Below are 20,977 nucleotides of genomic sequence, written 5' to 3'. Positions count from 1 at the left end.
GGGGATCACACACCATGTCCGGGAGTCTGCTAGCCGCCGACGCCGTGATCGGCTGTCCGCACGGCGGCCGGGTCACGCCCGCCGCCACACCCTCCGGCGGCGTCCGCGTCGCCGGTGCCGTCGTCGCCACGGCCGCGCACGGCTACCTCGTCACCGGCTGCCCGCACACCGTCGACGGCGTGCCCTCGCCCTGCGTGAGCGTCCGCTGGACCGCGCACGGCGGCGGCGTCACGGTGGACGGCGAGCCCGTGCTGCTCGACACCTCCGCGGCCGAGTGCCTGAGCGCCGCCTTCCTGTCCCAGGGGCCGCCCGTCGTCCGGTCCGCGCGGCGAGGGGTCGTGGTCCGGTGAGCCCGTACACCCACGCCCGCCCCGGGCAACGCCCGCGCGGCGACGTCGCGTTCCCGTTCCGCCCCGACGGCCGGGGCCGCACCGCGCACGCGGGCCACGGGGAGCACGTCCACGACCTCGTCGAGCAGGTGCTGTTCACCAGCCCCGGGGAGCGCGTGATGCGCCCCGACTTCGGCTGCGGGCTGCTCGACCTGGTCTTCGCCCCGACCGCTCCGGAACTGGTCAGCACCGTCGAACTCTCCGTGCAGGCCGCGCTGCGGCGCTGGCTCGGCGACCTCGTCGACGTCGAGCGTCTCGACGTGGCCGTCGAGGAGCACGTAGTCCGCGTCCACCTGTCGTACGTGGTGCGCGCCGACGGCACCCGGCGCGACGACGTCTTCGAAGGGAGGACCACGGCATGACGGGCACGACCGGCGGCAGGACCGCCCCCCGCCGGGCCAGGGTCCGCGCCGCGCAGCTCAACGGGGTCGACTTCGTCGAGGTGAGCGACGACGGACTGCTGCTCACCGTCACCTTCCTCGGCAAGGCACCGCACGGCCTGGGCGCCGAGAACGTCCGCATCGACGGCGGGCGCCGCGTCACCGGCCTCACCGCCGTGGACGTCAGCGTCGAACGGGAGCGGGACCCGGAACTGGACGACCGGCTGTACGTCACCCTGGACCAGGCCGGCGACACCTCCCGCTACCGGCTCTCCCTGGTCGAGACCGACCCGTACGGCCGGCCCGGCACCGAGCCGTTCCGCGGCTTCGACCAGCGCTACCACAGCGCCTCCTTCGTCTTCCGGCCCGACTGCCCGAGCCCCTTCGACCGCGGGGAGGACCGCGGGGAGCGCGCGCCGGAGGAGCCGGCGTTCCCGGCCGCGCCCGTCATCGACTACACGGCCCGCGACCACGACAGCATCCGCAAGCTGCTCCTCGACCGGCTGGCGCTCACCACCCCCGACTGGGTGGAGCGCAACCCCGCCGATCTCGGCATGACCCTGGTCGAGCTGCTGGCGTACACCGGCGACCGGATCAGCTACCAGCAGGACGCGGTGGCCACCGAGGCCTACCTCGACACCGCGCGCCGCCGCGTCTCGGTGCGACGCCACGCCCGGCTGATCGACTACGCGATGCACGACGGCTGCACGGCCCGCGCCTACGTCACCGTCGGGACCGCCGGCGACCGCACGCTCGCCCCGGGCTCCTACCGCTTCGCCTCCGTCGACGTCCGCGCCCTCGACCCGCACGAGCGGCCCGCGCCGGGCACGGTGGTCGACGAGTCGGGCCTCGGCGACCTGGACGAGCACGGCGCGGTGGAGGTCTTCGAGCCGGTCGTCGCCGGCGACCCGCTCGAGCTGCGCGTCGCGCACAACACGATCCGCCTGTGGACCTGGGGCGGCGAGGTGTGCGCGCTGCCGCGGGGGGCCACCTCGGCCACCCTGCGGGACGAGTGGGTGGACCGGGAGACCTGCCGTGAGCGCCTGCTCGCGCTCCGGCCGGGCGACGTGCTGATCCTGGAGGAGGTGAAGGGGCCGCGCACCGGCACGCCCGGTGACGCCGACCCGGGCCACCGCCGGGCCGTCCGCCTCACCTCCGTCACCCCGGCCGTCGACCGCGTCGAGGACCAGCCGGTGCTGGAGGTCACCTGGGCCGCCGGGGACGCGCTGCCCTTCCCGCTCCGCCTCACCACCCGCGGCGGCCGCGACTGCCTGCCCGTCGAGGACGTCACCGTCGCCCGCGGCAACGTCGTCCTAGTCGACCACGGCCGCACCCTCCACGGGCTGCCCGAGACCTTCACCGTCCCGCAGGTGCCCGCCGTGGTGGCGCCCTGCGGCCCTTCCGCGGCCCTTGGCTGCGCGGACCGCCGGGAAGGCAACGCGCCCGCCCGGCTCGTCGGCTCCCTCACGGACAAGGCCGAGGGCGGCGAGCCGCTCCACCCCGACGACGTGCGGGCGCTGTCCGGCGTCCTCGGCCGGGCGGCGGTCGACCGGGCCGGGCTCGGCCTCGAGCGCGCCGGCCGGCCCGACGAGCGCGTCGTGCCGGGCGGCGCGGACGCCCAGGCGGACGCGCTGCGCACCCTGCTGGCCCAGTCGGTGTACCCCGGGATCCGGCCCCGGTTCCGGCCCGTGCTGGGCCGCGCCCCCGTGGTGCAGGCGGTGCCGTACCCGGATCCCCGCGTGGTCGCCGCCGGGCAGGCCGAGCGGATCGCCACGATCCCCGGGCGCGTCCGGCAGCGCCTCACCGACCTGTGGCGCAGCGCCCGCGACCGGGACGGGCTGTCGCCGGAGGAGATCGCCGAACTGTCCCTGGTCTTCGGCCGGAAGGCCGTCGAGCGGAGCGGCCTGCACCGCCACCCCGTCCCCGCGCTGCGGGAACTGCTCTTCCGCGTCGACGAGTTGCTGGACGCCAGGCTCCGCAGGATCGACGTCCTGACGGCGCGGGCCCGGGCGGGGACCGTCCTGGACGGCGGCATCGCCTGGGAGATCGCCCACAGCTGGGGTCCCGCCTACGCCGAGGGCCTGCACCCCGGCGAGCCGGTGCTGCGCGGTGGGGCGACGGCGGCGCTGGTCCAGGACCCGCGCCGCGCCCTGCCCGCCGTCCGTCTCCACCAGGAGGACGGCGACCGGGGCGACGGCCCGGCCTGGGAGCCGCGACGGGACCTGCTGGACAGCGGCCCGCGCGACCGGCGGTTCGTCGGCGAGCTGGAGGACGACGGCCGTCTCGCGCTGCGTTTCGGCGACGGACGGCACGGCGCGAGGCCGGTTCCGGGCACCGGGCTGGCGGCGCGGTACCGCCTCGGCGGCGGCGCGGCCGGGAACGTGGGCGCGGAGGCGATCGGTCACCTCGTCGTCCCGTCCGGCTGCGAGCCCCCGCCGGTCACCGCGGTGCGCAATCCGCTGCCCGCCGTCGGCGGGACGGAGCCCGAACCGGTCGAGCAGGTGCGCCGGCTGGCTCCGCTGGACCTGCGCCGGACCCGGCTGCGGGCGGTCACCGCCGAGGACTACGCGGCGCTCGCCTCGGCCCTGCCCGGCGTCCAGCGGGCCGCGGCGGAGCTGCGCTGGACCGGCAGTGTGCGGGAGGCGCACGTCGCGGTCGACGCCTTCGGTTCCGGCGTCCCGTCCGACGCCCTGCTCACCTCGGTCGCCCAGGCCCTGGAGCCGTACCGCCTCGTCGGCCACGATCTGGTGGTGGGCGCGGCGCGGCGGGTGGCGCTGGACGTCGCGCTGGCCGTCTGCGCCGGGCCCGGCCACCAGCACGGGCAGGTCCTCGCCGACCTGTACCGCGCCCTCGGCACCGGCGCGGGGGGCTTCTTCCACCCGGACGCGCTGACCTTCGGCACCCCGGTGCGGCTCAGCCGCCTGGTCGCCGTGGCGGCCGCCGTGCCCGGCGTGGAGAGCGTGCGCGTCGACCGGCTGCGGCGCCTGTCCGAGCCGGACCGGGGCGAGCGGGAGGACGGCCTGCTGCGCCTCGGTCCGTTGGAGATCGCCACCTGTGACAACGACCCGGACCGGCCGGAGAACGGCCGGCTGGCGATTTCCCTGGGAGGCGCCCGATGACGCACGACCCCACGACCGACGGCTCCACGACCGGCGGCTCCGCGACCGGCGGCTCCGCGACCGACGGGGCCCACGGCTGCGGCTGCGGCGGCGCCTGCGGCAGCGGCGGCCACGACGAGCGGCTCGCGCCGCGCCCGGTGCACAACCCGCCCGGCCGCACCGCGCTGGACTACCGCGTCGGCGTGTACGGATCCTTCCTCGCCGCCCTGCTCGACCGCCTCGCCTCGCCCGCGTACCCGGCGCTGAGGCGCCTGACCGTGCGTACGCCGGACGACCCGGCCATCGGGCTGCTCGACGCGACGGCCGTCCTCGGCGACCTGCTCACCTTCCACTCCGAGCGCATCGCCGACGAGGCGTACCTCCGGACCGCGCGCGAGCACCGCTCCCTGGTGCTGCTCGGCCGTCTGGTCGGACACCGCCCGCGGCCCGGTGTGGCGGCCGCCGCCCACCTGGCGTACACGCTGGAACGCGACCGGCGCGCCGAGGCGCTGCCCGTGCTGATCCCGCGCGGCGCCCGCAGCCACAGCGTGCCCGCCTCGGCCGACGAGCAGGCGCTGACCTTCGAGACCGGCCGTGACCTCACCGCCCGCTGGGACTGGAACGAGCTGCTCGTCCGCCGCCGCCGTCCGTCCCTCATCACGCCCGAGGACCTGGAGCGGCGCTCGCGGATCTTCGTCGAGGGCACCGCGCACTCCCTGCGCCCCGGCGAGCCGTTGCTCTTCGTCTTCGGCGAACGGGCGGGTGGCGTCCGCAGGCTGCTGCCGGTCGCCGGTACGCGGGTGGACCGGGAGGACGGGATCACGGCGATCTCCCTGCCGCGCTCGGCCATGCCGACCCTGCGGGAGCTCGTCGAGGAGGTACGGCGCTGGACCGCCGCGCCCTCCGTGCCCGGGGAGCCCGGCGACGAGCCGCCGACGCCCGAGGTGCCCAACCCGCGCCCGGTCAGCCGGCTGGTCGAGGACGTCGAGGACCAGGTCCTCGCCCCGCTGCGGGCCGACCTCGACGGCGTCCGGACCCCGGAGCGGCTCGCGGCCCGGCTCGCGGAGCCGGTCGCCCGGCTCGGCGAGGCTCAGGTGCTGGCCGGGCCGTACGAGGAGGTGGCGGCCTGGTTCGAGCAGCTGGAGGCGGTGCTCGCCGAACTCGCCGAACGCGCGCTGGAGCTGGCTCCGGCGCAGCCCGTCCCGGCGCCGCCCGACGGCGGCGGGCCGGCCCGCCCCGCGGGCGGCGGCGTGGACGCCCGCGCCGCGGCCCTGCGGGCCCTGGGTTCGGTCCTGCCCGCGCTGCGCGGTGACGCCGCGCCCGCCCGGTCCGGCGGCACCGGCCGCCGCCCGGGAAGCGACACCGCGCGTCTGCTCTCCGCCCTCGACCCCGGCCTCGGCGGCCTCTACCCGGCCTGGCGCCGGGCCGCACCGGCCGTCCCCGCGCCCCCGCGACCGCTGCGCGAGCTCCTCGCCCTGCGGGTCACGGCGGCGCCCTTCGGCGCCACGGCTCCGCCGAAGCCGGTCCAGGACCATCGCGGCCGGGTCATCCGCACCGCCGACTGGCCGCTCACCGGCGCGGTGCTGGCGAGCCTGCGGGTCGTCCTCGACGCGTCGGGCCGGACGCCGGTCCGCGCCGAGTTCCAGTACATCGAGGGCGGCAGTTCGGACCAGCGCGCCGAGAACCTGCCCACGCCCCAGCCGGTGGGGTTCCCGCTCGGCGCCGGCCGCGTCGAGCTGTCCGTGCGTTCCGCCCCGGACCGCGGCCTCACCTGGCTCAACAGCCGCCCCGTCGACTCCCAGGAACCCGGCGTCACGGCGCACTTCCACTCGGGTCTGCCCGAACGCACCGTCTTCGTGTCCCAGCCGGACGCCGAGGGCCTGGTCCACGTCGTCCTCGGCAACGGCACCACGGAGCAGATCGCCCTGCGTCCCGGCGCGGCCGAACAGATCACGCACGGCGAGTACGAGGTCAGCCTCAGGTACACGGCCGTCCCGCCCGAGCCGCACGTGGAGGTGGTGATCGCCGGACGGCCCGAGCCCCTCGACCGCCGCGTCCTCCAGCTCGACGCGGTGCACGGCGCGATCACGCCCGGCAGCTGGGTCGTCGTCCGGCGTCCCGCCAAGGGCGCACCGAACGGCGTCCCGGGCGACGCCGGGCTCGCCTTCGTCGCCACCCGGGCCGTCGCCGTCCGCGAAGCGGTGTACGGCAATTACGGCATCACCGGACGCGGCACCGAGATCACCCTCGCCGACCCGTGGCTGGACGAGTTCGACGTGCTGCTCTCGCACATCCGCGACACCACCGTGCACGCGGCCGGCGAGCCGCTGCGCCCGGCCGGCGAACCGCTCGGTCAGGACGTCCACGGCAACGAGATCGAACTCGCGGAGCTGTACGACGGGTTGCGGCCGGGGCGGACGCTGCTGGTGACCGGTGAGCGCAGCGACGTCCCGGGGACGGCCGGCGTCGAGGCCACCGAGGTGGTGACGATCGCCGCCGCTGACCCGGCCGTCGACCCGCGGCTGCCCGGCGACCACGTGCACACCCGGCTCACCCTGACGGCGGACCTCGCCCACCGCTACCGCCGCGAGACCGTCAGGATCCTCGGCAACGTGGTGGAGGCCACCCACGGGGAGAGCCGCGAGGAGGCCGTCGGCAGCGGCGACTCCGGCCGCGTCGGCCAGACGTTCGCGCTCTGGCAGTCGCCGCTCACCTGGCTCGCCGCCGACGACCCGCTCGGCGCCGCCCCGGTCCTGGAGATCCGGGTCGACGGCATCCTCTGGCACGAGGCGGACAGCCTCGCCGGACGCGGCCCGGGCGAGCGGGTGTACGTCGTCGGCACCACGGCCGACGGCCGGACCACGGTGACCTTCGGCGACGGCGTCAACGGCGCCCGGCTGCCCGACGGCCACGAGAACGTCCGCGCCCGCTACCGCTTCGGCACCGGCAGCGCGGGCAACGTCGCCGCCGGCCGGATCGCCCAGCCGCTCACCCGTCCGCTCGGGGTCACCCAGGTGACCAACCCGCGTCCCGCGCGGGGCGGCACGGACGCGGACGGGCCCGGCCTGACCCGCCGCACGGTCCCGCTCGCCGTCTCCGCCCTGGACCGCCTGGTCTCGGCGTCCGACTACGAGGACTTCGCCCGCTCCCGGGCCGGCATCGGCCGGGCCGCGGCGCGCGAACTCTTCGACGGACAGCGGCGCGTCCTGCACGTGACGGTCGCCGGCACCGACGACGTGCCGGTCGACGGGGGCTCCCCCGCGCTCGAGGCGCTGCGCGGCGCGCTGACCGCGTACGGGGACGCGCACCTGCCCGTCCGGGTGGACCCGCGGGAACTGGTGCTGCTGCTCGTCGCCGCCAAGGTGAAGGTCTCCCCCGGCCACACGTGGGAGGTCGTGGAGCCGCGGCTGCGCGAGGCCCTGCTGCGCCGGCTGGGATACGTGGGCCGGGAGCTGGCGCGGCCCGCCCGCCTCTCGGAGGTCCTGGCCACCGCGCACACCGTGCCCGGCGTCGACCACGTGGACGTCGACGTCTTCACCGGCGTCCCCGCGTCCGCCACGCCCGAGGAGATCACCCGGATCCTCACCGACCCGGGGCCGCCCCGGTCGTCGGTCGCGGCGCGCCCGGCGGCGTACGAGGAGAGGACCCACACGGTCCGCGCCGCCGACGGCGAGACGCTGTCGCAGATCTGCGCCGCGCACCAGGTCCCGCTCGCCGAACTCCTGCGTCTGAACCCGGACATCACCGACACCCGGCGGCTGCCGAAGGGCCGGTCGGTGCTGGTCTTCCGCGGTGTCCGCCCCGCCCAGTTCGCGCTCCTGTCACGGCGGGCCGCGGACACCCTGATCCTCACGGAGGTCAAGTGATGGCCGCTCACCCGGCGGACGCCCCGTTCGAGACGTCCGCCCCCGCGGGGCCCGACGCGCTCGCCGCGCTGCTGCCCCGCCTGCACCTGCTGCGCGACGCCGAGGAGGGCGGGCCGCTGCGCGCGCTGCTCGCGGTGATCGCCGAGCAGCTCGACCTGGTCGGCGACGGCGTGCGGCAGGGGTACGAGGACCTGTTCGTGGAGACGGCCGCGCCCTGGGTGCTGCCGTACCTCGGCGACCTGGTCGGCCACCGCACCCTGCCCGGGTACGAACGCGTGCTCACGGCCGGCCTGCACGAGGGCGGGCGCGCCGCCCTGGCGGAGGCCGTCGCCCCGCGCGCCGACGTGGCCGCCACCGTGGCCGACCGCCGCCGCAAGGGCACCCTCCGCCTGCTGGAGGAGGTCTCCGAGCGGGTCACCGGCTGGCCCGCCCGGGCCGTCGAGCTGTCCCGGCAGGTCGCCCACACCCAGCCCGTGCGGCTGTACGGCGCCACGGACGCGCACCGCTCCCCGCGGGCCGGGCGCGGCCGGCTGGCCGACCTGCGCGACGGCTCCGCGCTCGCCGTCATTGGCGGCCCCTTCGGCACGGCGGCCCGCACGGTGGACGTCCGCCGCGCCGGTTCCCGGTACCGGCAGGGCGGCTGGACCCCGGCCGGGCTGGCGCTCTTCGTCTGGCGGCTCAAGGCCCACTCGCTCACGCGTTCCCCGGCGTACTGCGTCGACCGGGCCCGCAACCTGTACACCTTCTCGATCCTCGGCAACGACACCCCGCTGGTCACCCGGCCCTTCGCGGAGCCGTCGCCCGGCCTCCCCGGCTCCCGGCCCCGCCCGGGCCAGGCGGCCTCCGCCGCGGCCGCCGACGAGATGCCCGCGTTCGTGACCCGCCGCCTGCTCCACGACCGGCTCGCCGACCTGTACGGCCCCGGCAAGAGCCTGGTGGTCCGGCGGGACGGCGACGACCGGCCGGTGCCGCTCCGCGACATCGTGGTCGCCGACCTGTCCGGCTGGCGCTACCGGCCCGGGCGGGGGCAGGTCGCCGTCGACCCGGAGCTGGGCCGGATCGCCTTCGGGTCACGCTCGGCGCCCCGGCAGGGCGTGTGGGTGGACTACCGTCACGCGGCCGCCGCGGACCTGGGCGGCGGGGAGTACGACCGCCCGGACCGGGAGCCGCGGCCGGACGCGCGGGTCTACCGGGTGGGGCCGGGGCAGCCGTACCACCGGATCATGGACGCCTACCGGGCCTGGCAGGACGACCGCCGGGCCGGCCGGAGCGGACCCGCCGGCATCGTCGAGATCACCCACAGCGGTGCCCACCAGGAGCAGCTGGACTTCGACCTCGACGCGGGCGACCGCCTCGAGGTCCGGGCGGCCGAGGGCGCCCGGCCGGTGATCCGGCTGCTCGACTGGTACAGCAACCGGCCGGACGCCCTCAACATCCGGGCGGTCGGGGACGGCTGCGCCCCGCACGAGCGTCCGCGCGTCGTCCTCGACGGGCTGCTGGTCGCCGGGCGCGGCATCAACGTCACCGGCCCCGTGGGCTCGGTCGTGGTGCGCCACTGCACGCTGGTGCCCGGCTGGTCGCTGGAGCCCGGCTGCTCACCGCACTCCCCCGAGGAGCCCAGCGTCGTCCTGGAACGCACCACCGCGTGCCTCCGGGTCGAGCACAGCGTCCTCGGCACCATCGAGGTCATCGGCGAGGAGGTGAGCGAGGACCCCCTGGACATCCACCTGCGGGACAGCGTCCTCGACGCCACCGGCCACGACCGCCAGGCGCTGTCGGCGCCGGACTGCCGGCACGCCCACGCGGTGCTGCACCTGCACCGCACCACCGTCATCGGGGAGGTCCGTACCCACGCCGTGCGGATCGCCGAGAACTCGGTGTTCACCGGGCGGCTGCACGTGGCCCGGCGCGGTGTCGGAAGCCTGCGGTACACCTACGTGCCGCCCGGTTCCCGCACCCCGCGCCGCCACCGCTGCCAGCCCGACCTGGCCGGTCGGGAACAGGCGGGCCGGGTGCGGCCGCTGTTCGCCTCGGAGCGTTACGGGACGCCCGGGTACGGGCTCCTCGCCGACGCGTGCGCCGAGGAGATCCGGCGGGGCGCGGACGACGGCGCGGAGATGGGCGCCTTCCACGACCTGTACCGGCCGCAGCGCGAGGACGGCCTGCGGGCACGGCTCGCGGAGTACACGCCCGCGGGCACGGACGCCGGGGTCTTCTTCGTGACCTGAGCCGCCGCCCCGTGACACCGAGCCGGCCCCGCGTCCGGCACCCGAGCCGGCCTCCGGGCCGCACGAGCCACCGAACCCGCACGCACCTTCCCGACCAGGGGGACCTTCCTCATGCACGCCGACCTCTCCCGTTCCACGTTCCGACCGGAGCGGCACTACTCCGCGGTCCTCGCCCAGCAGGGCCGCGTCCAGCTCGACGCCGACCTCAACGAGCAGGCCGCCATCCAGCTCCACCTGACCCGGGCCCTGGCCGCGGACCTGATCGGACCGCACGGCGGACCGGCCGGCGCGACCGGCTTCCGCATCGAATACGTGGGCGGACGCCACGACCTCGACACCCTGTACATCCACGGCGGCCGCTACTACGTGGACGGCATCCTGTGCGACGCCACCCCGCCGGCGCCCGGCACGCCCGTGCCCGAGGAGGACCGCGCCGGGGAGGAGGGCGCCGGGGGGCCGCCGCGGCCGCCCGCGCACTGGACCTATTGGGACCAGCCCGACGGGTTCCGCGACCCGGAGAAGCCCGGCGACCGGCTGCCCTCCCCCGCGCAGGCGCCGTTCCTGGCGTACCTGAGGGTGTGGGAGCGCGCGGTGACGGCGGCCGAGGACCCGGCGCTGCGCGAGGTCGCGCTCGGGGCGGCGATGCCGGACACGGCCGCCCGGGTCAAGGTCGTGTGGCAGGTCCTGCCGCTGTCGCTGGGCGAGCTCGGTCTCGGGGAGGCCGAGCCGACGAAGGAGGCCGTCCGCGCCGCCTTCGACCGGTGGGCCGAGCGGCAGGCGGCTCCCTCGGCCCGGCTCGCGGCCCGCGGCGAGCGGCCCGGCCACGCCGACGAGGACCCGTGCCTGGTGCCGCCGGACGCCCGATACCGCGGGGCGGAGAACCAGCTGTACCGGGTGGAGGTGCACGCGGGCGGCGAGGCCGGTGAGGCCACCTTCAAGTGGTCGCGGGAGAACGGGTCGGTGGTGCTCGCGGTCGACGAGTTCGACGGCTGCTGGGTGCGGCTGGCCTCGCTCGGCTTCGACGACAAGCTCGACCTCGACGTCGGCGACCACGTCGAGGTCGTCGACACCGCCTACGCCTCCCGCCTCGAACCGCTCCCGCTGCTGCGGGTGGAGGAGCTCGACCTGCCGGGCCGCCGGGTGAGGCTGTCCGCCGAACCGGACGGGTGCGTGGGGCGCCTGCCCGGCCTCCATCCGTTCCTGCGGCGCTGGGACCAGCACGGGGGTCCGCGCCGAAAGGGCCGCACGGCGGCCCTGTGCGACGGGGCGGTCCGCGTCGAGGAGGGTGAGTGGCTGCCCCTGGAGGACGGCGTGGAGGTGTACTTCGCGAAGGGCGGCGTCTACCGCACCGGAGACCACTGGACCGTCGCGGCCCGCACCGCCACCGGCGGCGTCGAGTGGCCGGCCGACGCCTCGCGCCGCCCGCTGCTGCGGGGGCCCGCCGGGATCGCCCGCCACTTCGCCCCGCTGGCCCTGGTGAAGGGCGAGGGCGAGGCCGTCGACCTGCGCAACGCCTTCGGGCCGCTGGCCGGCCTCGTGCCCGCGGCGGACGGGGCGGCGCTCGCCGCGGAGGCACGTGCGCGCCGGGAGGAGCTCGCCGCCGAGTCCGCCTCCGCGCAGGACGGATCACAGGCCGCGGAGGAGTCCGGGGCCACGACGGAAGGGGACCGGTGATGGCACAGCCGCTGAGCGCGTCCAGGATGGTGGAGATCCTGCGCGCCGAGGGCCTGACGGTGCACGAGGTGCGCAGCTGGCGCACGCACCACCGCAACGCCAAGGGCCCCTGGGGCCCGGTCAACGGCGTCATGATCCACCACACGGTCACCTCGGGCACCGAGGCGTCCGTGAACATCTGCTACAACGGCTACTCCGGCCTGCCCGGGCCGCTGTGCCACGGTGTCGTCGACAAGAAGGGCCACGTCCACCTGGTCGGCAACGGCCGCGCCAACCACGCGGGGCTGGGCGACCGCCATGTGCTGGCCGCCGTCGTCGACGAGAGACCGCTGCCGGCCGACAACGAGGCCGACACCGACGGCAACCGGCACTTCTACGGCTTCGAGTGCGTCAACCTCGGCGACGGCAAGGACCCCTGGCCCGAGGCGCAGAAGGAGGCGATCGAGAAGGTCGCCGCCGCGATCTGCCGGTACCACGGGTGGAGCGAGCGGTCGGTCATCGGCCACAAGGAGTGGCAGCCCGGCAAGGTGGACCCGCGCGGCTTCACCATGGACGGCATGCGGGGGCGGATAGCCGGCCGGCTGAAGGACGGCGGCGACGCGGACCCCTCGCCCGAACCGCCGGCGAAGCCCGCGCCCAAGCCCCCGGCGAAGCCCGCGCCGAAGCCCTCGTACGAGCCGTTCCCCGGCCCGGCGTTCTTCCGCGCGGGGCGCAGGTCTCCGGTGATCACCGCGATGGGCCGCCGGCTGGTGGCCGAGGGCTGCGGCCGCTACCAGCAGGGGCCCGGTCCCGAGTGGACCGAGGCCGACCGCCGCTCCTACGCGGCCTGGCAGCGGAAGCTGGGCTTCAGCGGCACGGACGCGGACGGCACGCCCGGCAGAACCAGCTGGGACCGGCTGAAGGTGCCCGACGTGAAGTGATCCCGGGCCCCCGGTCCGTCCCCCTCCCTTCGCCTCCCTCCCGCCTGCTCCGGTCCTGCCGGGCCCGGGGCGGGACGCACCGGCGGGGGACGGACCGGCGGGGGACGGACCGGGGCGGGTCACCCGGGCGGAGCGGAGCCCCTCGTTAGGGTGTGACCTTCGCCGCTTGGCACCGCGGGGGTGGGCACTATGGTTACTCGCAAGTAGCATGACGGGTGAGCGGGCGCTCAGACTTCGACGGGCCCGCTCGCGCAGCAGTGCCGTACCGCATCCCTGGAGGAGAGCCATCGTGCCTCGTACCGTCAGGGACGTCGTCTTCGTCGACGGCGTCCGCACCCCGTTCGGCAAGGCGGGCCCGAAGGGCATCTACCACGAGACCCGCGCCGACGATCTCGTGGTCAAGTCGATCCGGGAGCTGCTGCGCCGCAACCCGGGCCTCGACCCGGCGAAGATCGACGAGGTCGCCATCGCCGCGACCACCCAGATCGGTGACCAGGGCCTGACCCTGGGCCGCACGGCGGGCGTCCTGGCGGGTCTGCCGCAGTCCGTCCCGGGCTACTCCATCGACCGCATGTGCGCGGGCGCGATGACCGCGGTGACCACCACCGCCGGTTCCATCGCCTTCGGCGCCTACGACGCCGTCATCGCCGGCGGCGTGGAGCACATGGGCCGCCACCCCATGGGCGAGGGCGTGGACCCCAACCCGCGTCTCGTCAGCGAGAAGCTGGTCGACGAGTCCGCCCTGTTCATGGGCATGACCGCCGAGAACCTGCACGACCGCTACCCGGCGATCACCAAGGAGCGCGCGGACAAGTACGCCGTCGCCTCCCAGGAGAAGGCCGCCAAGGCGTACGCGAACGGCAAGATCCAGCAGGACCTGGTCCCGATCTCCGTCCGCCGCACCAACGCGGACGCCGGCGAGACCGGCTTCGGCCTGGTCACCGCCGACGAGCCGATGCGCCCGGGCACCACCCTGGAGAACCTGGCCGGCCTCAAGACGCCGTTCCGCGTCCACGGCCGCGTCACCGCGGGCAACGCCGCCGGCCTGAACGACGGCGCCACCGCGGCCCTCCTCGCCTCCGAGGAGTTCGCCACCGAGAACGGTCTGCCGGTCAAGATGCGCTTGGTCTCCTACGCCTTCGCCGGCGTGGAGCCCGAGGTCATGGGCTACGGCCCGATCCCGGCCACCGAGAAGGCGCTGGCCAAGGCCGGCCTGTCCATCTCCGACATCGGCCTGTTCGAGATCAACGAGGCGTTCGCCGTCCAGGTCCTCGCCTTCCTCGAGCACTACGGCATCGCCGACGACGACGCCCGCGTCAACCAGTACGGCGGCGCCATCGCCTACGGCCACCCGCTGGCCTCCTCCGGCGTGCGTCTGATGACGCAGCTGGCCCGCCAGTTCGAGGACCAGCCGCACGTCCGCTACGGCCTGACGACGATGTGCGTCGGCCTCGGCATGGGCGCCACGGTCATCTGGGAGAACCCGAACTTCGAGGGGGACAAGTGAGCAACGTCGCCGAGCTTCTGAAGGGCGCCGCCGCGCTCTTCCCCGACGAGGTCGTCACCGAGGCGCACGTACGCCACTTCGACCTCCCCCTGGGTGCTGGCCGTTTCGCCCTGATCACCCTGGACAACGGCTTCGACCACACCAAGCCGAACACCTTCGGCCCGCAGTCGCTGGCCAAGCTGGACGCCGCGATCGACCAGGTCGAGCGTGAGGCCGCGGCCGGCGAGATCGTCGGCGTCGGCGTCACCGGCAAGCCGTTCATCTTCGCCGTCGGCGCCGACCTCAAGGGCGTCGAGGCGCTGAAGGACCGCGACCACGCGGTGGCGATCGGCAAGGGCGGCCACGACGTCTTCAAGCGTCTGGCGACGCTCGCCGTCCCGACCTTCGCGTACTACAACGGCGCGGCCATGGGCGGCGGCGTCGAGGTCGGCCTGCACTGCCGGTACCGCACGGTCTCGGCCGCGCTGCCCGCGTTCTCCCTCCCCGAGGTCTTCCTCGGCCTGGTCCCCGGCTGGGGCGGCTGCACCCTGCTGCCGAACCTGATCGGCGCCGACAAGGCCGTCTCGGTGATCATCGAGAACTCGCTCAGCCAGAACCGCCAGCTCAAGGGCAAGCAGGTCTTCGAGCTCGGCATCGCCGACGCCCTGTTCGAGGGCGCCGACTTCCTCGAGCAGTCCCTGGTGTGGACGGCCGCCGTCCTCAAGGGCGAGATCGTCGTCGACCGCCCGGAGATCGACCGCGGCGAGGGCTGGGACAAGGCCGTCGAGCGCGGCCGGTTCATCGCCGACTCCAAGGTGCACGGCGCGGCCCCGGCCGCCTACCGCGCGCTGCAGATCATCGACGACGCCAGGAACGGCGACCTGCAGGCCGGTTACGACGCCGAGGACGAGGCCCTCGCGGACCTCATCATGGGCGACGAGCTGCGCTCGGGTCTGTACGCCTTCAACCTGGTGCAGAAGCGCGCCAAGCGCCCGGCCGGCGCGCCGGACAAGTCGCTGGCCCGCCCGGTCACCAAGGTGGGCGTCGTCGGCGCCGGCCTGATGGCCTCGCAGCTGGCGCTGCTGTTCCTGCGCCGCCTCGAGGTGCCGGTCGTGCTGACCGACATCGACCAGGCGCGGATCGACAAGGGTGTGGGCTACGTCCACTCCGAGATCGACAAGCTGCTCGGCAAGGGCCGCATCAACCAGGACAAGGCCAACCGCCTCAAGGCGCTGGTCACCGGTGTCCTGGACAAGGCCGAGGGCTTCTCGGACGCGGACTTCGTCATCGAGGCCGTCTTCGAGGAGATGGGCGTCAAGCAGCAGGTGTTCGCCGAGGTCGAGGCCGTCGCCCCGGCCCACGCGATCCTCGCCACCAACACCTCCTCGCTGTCGATCACCGAGATGGCGTCGAAGCTGAAGAACCCCGAGCGGGTCGTCGGCTTCCACTTCTTCAACCCGGTCGCCGTCCTGCCGCTGCTGGAGATCGTCCGCGGCGAGCGGACCGACGACGCCTCGCTGGCCACGGCGTTCGCCGTCGCCCGCAAGCTGAGGAAGACCGCGGTGCTGGTGAAGGACGCCCCGGCGTTCGTCGTCAACCGCATCCTCACCCGCTTCATGGGCGAGGTGCAGAACGTGATCGACGAGGGCACCCCGGTGGCCGTGGCGGAGAAGGCGGTCGAGCCGCTGGGCCTGCCGATGTCCCCGCTGGTGCTGCTGGAGCTGGTCGGCCCGGCGATCGGCCTGCACGTCTCCGAGACGCTCCACCGCGCGTTCCCGGACCGCTTCACCGTCTCCGCCAACCTCAAGCGCGTCGTCGAGGCCGGCAAGCGCGGCTTCTACGTCTACGACTCCGGCAAGCCGGAGCTGGACCCCGAGGTCGCCGCACTCCTGCAGCAGGGCGACGCCGTGCTGACCGAGGAGCAGGTCCGCGAGCGGGTGCTGGGCGCGGTCGCCCAGGAGATCGGCCTGATGCTCGACGAGGGCGTCGTCGCCGAGGCCCAGGACATCGACCTGTGCCTGATCACCGGTGCGGGCTGGCCCTTCCACCTGGGCGGCATCACGCCGTACCTGGACCGTGAGGGCGTCGCCGAGCGCGTCAACGGCAAGCGGTTCCTGGCGCCGGGCGTGGCGTCGGTCCCGGCGTAACGCCGGCGGTTCCGGCCGGAGGTTTCCGGCCGGGCGGTTCCCTCCGAACCCTGCGCGACGGGTCCGGGCGTCCTGGTGGACGTCCCGGGCCCGTTCGGCGTTCCGGGGCCGGGCGGCGCGTGAGAGCCTGGGCGTGTGACCTCGGCCCCTCTCCTGGTGATCGTCGACGCGGCCAACGTGGTCGGCTCCGTCCCCGACGGCTGGTGGCGGGACCGGCGCGGGGCGGCGGAGCGGCTGCGGGACCGGCTGGCCGCGGAGGGGCTGCCGCAGGTCGCCCCCGCGGTGGAGATCGTTCTGGTGGTGGAGGGCGCGGCGCGCGGGGTGGAGTCCGTCCCCGGGGTGCGGGTCGAATCCGCCGACGGGAGCGGGGACGACCGCGTCGTGGACCTGGTCGCCGCGGCGCGGCCCGCCCGGCCGTGCCTGGTCGTCACCGCCGACCGCGAACTGCGCCGCCGTGTCACCGCCCTCGGCGCCGACGTCACGGGCCCCCGCACCGCCCATCCCTGACACCCCCGCCCGCTCCGGCGGGGCCGAACCGTGCCCTTCCCCCTCTGCGGGCGAGCGTGCCGCCAAGGGCGGTGGGGGTACTCCCCCAGACTCCGTCCGGGGACACCCCCACCTGCTCGGGCTGCGCGGCGGCCGGGCGGAGCGGGGTCAGTGGGGGGTGGTGTCGGGGGTGGGGGTGCGGCCGGGGGCGAGGAGGCTGCGGCGGTGGCCGTAGGCGAAGTAGACGACGACACCGAGCGCCATCCACACGGCGAAGCGGATCCACGTCTCCGCCGGCAGGTTGAGCATCAGCCACAACGACGCCAGCACCGACACGACGGGCAGCACCGGCACCCACGGCGTCCGGAACGCCCGCGGCAGATCCGGCCGCGTCCGCCGCAGGATGATCACGCTGAGCGCGACGACCACGAAGGCGAAGAGCGTGCCGATGTTGACCAGCTCCGCGAGCTCCGCCAGCCGCGTGAAGCCGGCCACGACCGCGATGATCACGCCGAGCAGGATGGTCGGGCGGTAGGGGGTCTTGAAGCGGGGGTGGACGTGGGAGAAGAAGCGCGGCAGCAGCCCGTCGCGGCTCATCGCGAAGAAGACCCGGGTCTGGCCGAGCAGCAGGATCATGCAGACGGTGATGAGTCCGACCGCCGCGCCGAAGCTGATCACGCCGGCGAAGAAGGGGTGCCCGGTGGCCTTGAACGCCTCGGCGAGCGGGGCGTCGACGGACAGCCGGGTGTAGTGCTGCATGCCGGTGACCACGATGGACACCAGCACGTAGAGGGCGGTGCAGATGGCCAGGGAGCCCAGGATGCCCCGCGGCATGTCGCGCTGGGGGTTGCGGGTCTCCTCGGCGGCGGTGGCGACCACGTCGAAGCCGATGAACGCGAAGAAGACCACCGACGCGGCGGTGAAGATGCCGAGGACGCCGAAGTTGGACGGGGCGAACCCGAAGATCAGCTGGATCAGCGGCGCGTGCAGGCCGCCGCCCGCCTCCTGGGGGACCGAGGCGGGGATGAAGGGCTTGTAGTTCTCGGCCTTCACCAGGAAGGCCCCGGCGACGATCACCAGCAGCACCACGCCCACCTTGATCGCGACGACCACCGAGGTGATCCGGGCGGAGAGCTTCATGCCCACGACCAGGACGACGGTGAGCAGCAGCACCAGCACCGCGGCGAGGAGGTCGAAGCCGAAGCCCGTCGTGCCGTCCCGCCCGGAGAGCACCTCCGGCAGCGTCCAGCCGATGTTCTCGAGCAGCGAGCGGATGTACCCGGACCAGCCGACCGCGACCACGGCCGTGCCGAGCGCGAACTCCAGGACCAGGTCCCAGCCGATGATCCAGGCGGGCAGCTCGCCCAGGGAGGTGTAGGAGAAGGTGTAGGCCGACCCCGCGACCGGGACGGTGGAGGCGAACTCCGCGTAGCACAGGGCTGCCAGGGCGCAGACGACCCCGGCCACGGCGAAGGCGATCGCCACCGAGGGGCCGGCGTTCTCCTTGGCGACCTGCCCGGTGAGGACGAAGATGCCGGTGCCGATGACCACGCCGACACCGAAGACGGTCAGGTCGAGGGCGGAGAGCGTCTTCCTCAGCCGGTGTTCCGACTGCTCGGCGCTGTCGAGCGAGTGCTCGACCTTCTTCGTCCTGAAGACGCTCCTGCTGCTCACGGATTTCCTCCCTTGGGTCCCCGACACGGTCGAGAGGGTGTTATCCGCTTTCCCCGGCAGTGGTGCGTCAGACGGCCGGGCCCGTCCGGTCACCGGGACGAGCGAACGCCGTGACGGAACCGGCCCAGTCGCTCTGCGGAACCGGCCGGGAGATGCCAGGACCCGGCGGGAAGCGCCCGCCGGGTCCTGGTGGGAGGGGTCAGCTCCGGCGGGAGCCCGCCTTGGCCGGGGCGGACTCGAAGCCGTCGCGGCCGTCGATCCGGGAGACCAGTCCGGTGACCTGGCGGGCGATGTCCGGGGCGGTGAGCCCGATCTCGGCGAGGACCTCGGCGCGGGAGGCGTGGTCCAGGAACTGCGGCGGGATGCCGAAGTCGCGCAGCGGGACGTCCACGCCCGCGTCGCGCAGCGCCTGGGAGACCGCCGAGCCGACGCCGCCGGCCCGGGAGTTGTCCTCGACGGTGACGACGACCCGGTGCCGGGCCGCCAGCGGCGCCATCTGCTCGTCCACCGGCTTGACCCAGCGCGGGTCGACGACGGTGGTGGAGATGCCCTGCTTCTCCAGCAGGGAGGCGATCTCCAGGCACATCGGGGCGAGCGCGCCCACCGACACCAGCAGCACGTCGGGCTGCTCGGTGCCGGCCTCGCGGAGGACGTCCATCCCGCCGACGCGGCCCACGGCCGGCACGGCGGGCCCGACGGCGCCCTTGGAGAAGCGGACCACGGTGGGCGCGTCGTCGACCTCGACGGCCTCCCGGAGCTGGGCGCGCACCTGCTCCGCGTCGCGCGGGGCGGCGAGCCGGAGGCCGGGGACGACCTGGAGGATCGACATGTCCCACATGCCGTTGTGGGAGGCGCCGTCGGTGCCGGTGACGCCGGCCCGGTCCAGGACGAAGGTCACTCCGCACTTGTGCAGGGCGACGTCCATCAGGACCTGGTCGAAGGCGCGGTTGAGGAAGGTCGCGTAGACCGCGAAGACGGGGTGCAGGCCGCCGGTGGCGAGACCGGCCGCGGAGACCGCGCCGTGCTGCTCGGCGATGCCGACGTCGAAGACGCGCTCGGGGAAGACCTTGGCGAACCGGTCGAGGCCGACCGGCTGGAGCATCGCGGCGGTGATGGCGACGATGTCGGCGCGCTCCTCGCCGAGCTTGACCATCTCGTCGCCGAAGACGGAGGTCCAGTCGGCGCCGGCGGTGGCGACCGGCAGGCCGGTGTCCGGGTGGATCTTGCCGACCGCGTGGAAGCGGTCCGCCTCGTCCTCCAGCGCCGGGCGGTAGCCGCGGCCCTTCTCGGTGAGGCAGTGCACGATGACCGGGCCGTTGAACCGCTTGGCGCGCGAGAGCGCGGACTCCAGGGCCTCGATGTCGTGGCCGTCGATCGGGCCGACGTACTTCAGGCCCAGGTCCTCGAACATGCCCTGCGGCGCGATGAAGTCCTTGAGGCCCTTCTTCGCGCCGTGCAGCGTGTCATAGAGGGGGCGGCCGACCACCGGGGTCCGCTCCAGGACCTCCTTGGTACGGGCGAGGAAGCGCTCGTAGCCGTCGGTGGTGCGCAGGGTGGCCAGGTGGTTGGCGAGGCCGCCGATGGTGGGGGCGTAGGAACGCTCGTTGTCGTTCACCACGATCACCAGCGGGCGGTCCTTGGCGGCCGCGATGTTGTTGAGCGCCTCCCAGGCCATGCCGCCGGTGAGGGCTCCGTCGCCGATGACGGCGACCACGTGGTCGTCCTTCTTCAGGACCTCGTTGGCCTTGGCGAGGCCGTCCGCCCAGCCGAGGACCGTCGAGGCGTGCGAGTTCTCGATGACGTCGTGCTCGGACTCGGCCTGTGAGGGGTAGCCGGAGAGGCCGCCCTTCATCTTCAGCTTCGAGAAGTCCTGCCGGCCGGTGAGCAGCTTGTGCACGTAGGACTGGTGACCGGTGTCCCAGAGGATCTTGTCCTGCGGCGACTCGAACACCCGGTGCAGAGCGATGGTGAGCTCCACCACGCCGAGGTTGGGGCCGAGGTGGCCGCCGGTCTTGGAGACGGCGTCGACGAGGAAGGTCCGGATCTCCTCCGCCAGCTGGTCAAGCTGCGCCGGGGTGAGCCGGTCCAGATCGCGCGGTCCCCTGATGCGGGTCAGCAGCGGCACCCGTGCCTCCTTGCAGTAGAGCTGTTGAGCGTTGCAGGGCCTGTCGAGTCTAATGTTCCGCTCCGCGTCCCGCAGGACGGCCCTGTGCGTCCCGGTGTCTGAACGTCCGGGCGGGGGGAGCGGTTCCCTGGTGGTACACCCGTTCGGGTGGTTCCGCCACCCGGGAGAGCCGGGCCGGGAACCGGGGCCGAAGCCCTGGCCGAAGCCGGGGCCGGAGCCGGCCGAACCCCGGAGCCGAAGGCCGGGCCGGAGGGCCTGGTCAAGGCCGGAGCCGGGTCCGTAGCCCGGAGCCGAAGGCCGACAGCCGGGTCCACAGCCCGGAGCCGACAGCCAGGGCCGGAGGCCAAAGCCAAAAGCCAGGGCCGGAGCCCGCAGCCGGAGCCGGAACCGAGGCCCGAGACCAAAAGCCAAGGCCGGAGCCCGGAGCCGGAAGCCGAGCGCCGGAGCCCGACAACCGACCGCCGAAGCCAGGACCCGAGCCCGCAGCCAGGGCCGGAGCCCGCA

Annotated in this window: 12 protein-coding genes; 10 read left to right on the top strand and 2 right to left on the bottom strand. The window is 74.8% G+C overall.

Features of this window, described 5'->3' with window-relative positions; translation table 11 throughout:
* The first annotated feature begins 14 nt into the window (after positions 1–14).
* The 10 genes from GBN72_RS01300 to GBN72_RS01255 all read left to right on the top strand — a co-directional run bounded on the left by GBN72_RS01300 (position 15) and on the right by GBN72_RS01255 (position 16,695).
* Positions 15–350, top strand: coding sequence for a hypothetical protein (locus tag GBN72_RS01300; RefSeq protein ID WP_151769746.1), 336 nt, complete (start codon positions 15–17; stop codon positions 348–350).
* Entirely contained in the window at positions 347–751 is a 405-nt protein-coding gene (locus tag GBN72_RS01295; RefSeq protein ID WP_151769745.1) for a GPW/gp25 family protein, read from the top strand. Before GBN72_RS01300 ends, GBN72_RS01295 begins: the two co-directional genes overlap by 4 nt.
* Complete coding sequence (locus GBN72_RS01290) at positions 748–3,888, top strand: putative baseplate assembly protein (RefSeq protein WP_151769744.1); 3,141 nt, start codon at positions 748–750, stop codon at positions 3,886–3,888. The genes GBN72_RS01295 and GBN72_RS01290 overlap by 4 nt, the downstream gene beginning before the upstream one ends.
* Positions 3,885–7,733, top strand: a complete 3,849-nt coding sequence (locus GBN72_RS01285; protein ID WP_151769743.1) for a putative baseplate assembly protein — start codon at positions 3,885–3,887, stop codon at positions 7,731–7,733. Before GBN72_RS01290 ends, GBN72_RS01285 begins: the two co-directional genes overlap by 4 nt.
* A complete protein-coding gene (locus GBN72_RS01280; RefSeq protein WP_151769742.1) occupies positions 7,733–9,961 on the top strand; it encodes a hypothetical protein in 2,229 nt (742 codons plus the stop codon). Before GBN72_RS01285 ends, GBN72_RS01280 begins: the two co-directional genes overlap by 1 nt.
* A gap of 111 nt (positions 9,962–10,072) precedes the next feature.
* Complete coding sequence (locus GBN72_RS01275; RefSeq protein ID WP_246212199.1) at positions 10,073–11,635, top strand: DUF6519 domain-containing protein; 1,563 nt, start codon at positions 10,073–10,075, stop codon at positions 11,633–11,635.
* Positions 11,635–12,555, top strand: a complete 921-nt coding sequence (locus GBN72_RS01270) for a peptidoglycan-binding protein (RefSeq protein WP_151769741.1) — start codon at positions 11,635–11,637, stop codon at positions 12,553–12,555. Before GBN72_RS01275 ends, GBN72_RS01270 begins: the two co-directional genes overlap by 1 nt.
* Positions 12,556–12,844: 289 nt before the next feature.
* Positions 12,845–14,062, top strand: a complete 1,218-nt coding sequence (locus GBN72_RS01265) for a thiolase family protein (RefSeq protein ID WP_151769740.1) — start codon at positions 12,845–12,847, stop codon at positions 14,060–14,062.
* Positions 14,059–16,188, top strand: coding sequence for a 3-hydroxyacyl-CoA dehydrogenase NAD-binding domain-containing protein (locus tag GBN72_RS01260; RefSeq protein WP_151769739.1), 2,130 nt, complete (start codon positions 14,059–14,061; stop codon positions 16,186–16,188). The genes GBN72_RS01265 and GBN72_RS01260 overlap by 4 nt, the downstream gene beginning before the upstream one ends.
* A gap of 135 nt (positions 16,189–16,323) precedes the next feature.
* Entirely contained in the window at positions 16,324–16,695 is a 372-nt protein-coding gene (locus GBN72_RS01255) for a PIN domain-containing protein (RefSeq protein WP_151769738.1), read from the top strand.
* A gap of 147 nt (positions 16,696–16,842) precedes the next feature.
* Here the strand turns inward: GBN72_RS01255 and GBN72_RS01250 are convergent, their stop codons facing one another.
* Together GBN72_RS01250 and dxs are read right to left on the bottom strand one after the other, a co-directional pair.
* Positions 16,843–18,348, bottom strand: a complete 1,506-nt coding sequence (locus GBN72_RS01250) for an amino acid permease (RefSeq protein ID WP_151769737.1) — start codon at positions 18,346–18,348, stop codon at positions 16,843–16,845.
* 199 nt (positions 18,349–18,547) lie between these two features.
* Positions 18,548–20,473: a 1-deoxy-D-xylulose-5-phosphate synthase gene (gene dxs, locus GBN72_RS01245; protein WP_151769736.1), complete on the bottom strand. Its 1,926-nt coding sequence runs from the start codon at positions 20,471–20,473 to the stop codon at positions 18,548–18,550.
* Positions 20,474–20,977 lie beyond the last annotated feature (504 nt).

This window comes from Streptomyces abyssomicinicus (assembly GCF_008974245.1).
Taxonomy (GTDB): domain Bacteria; phylum Actinomycetota; class Actinomycetes; order Streptomycetales; family Streptomycetaceae; genus Streptomyces; species Streptomyces abyssomicinicus.
The sequence above is the reverse complement of the archived record's forward strand: the minus strand, read 5'-3'. Positions and strand labels throughout refer to the sequence as shown.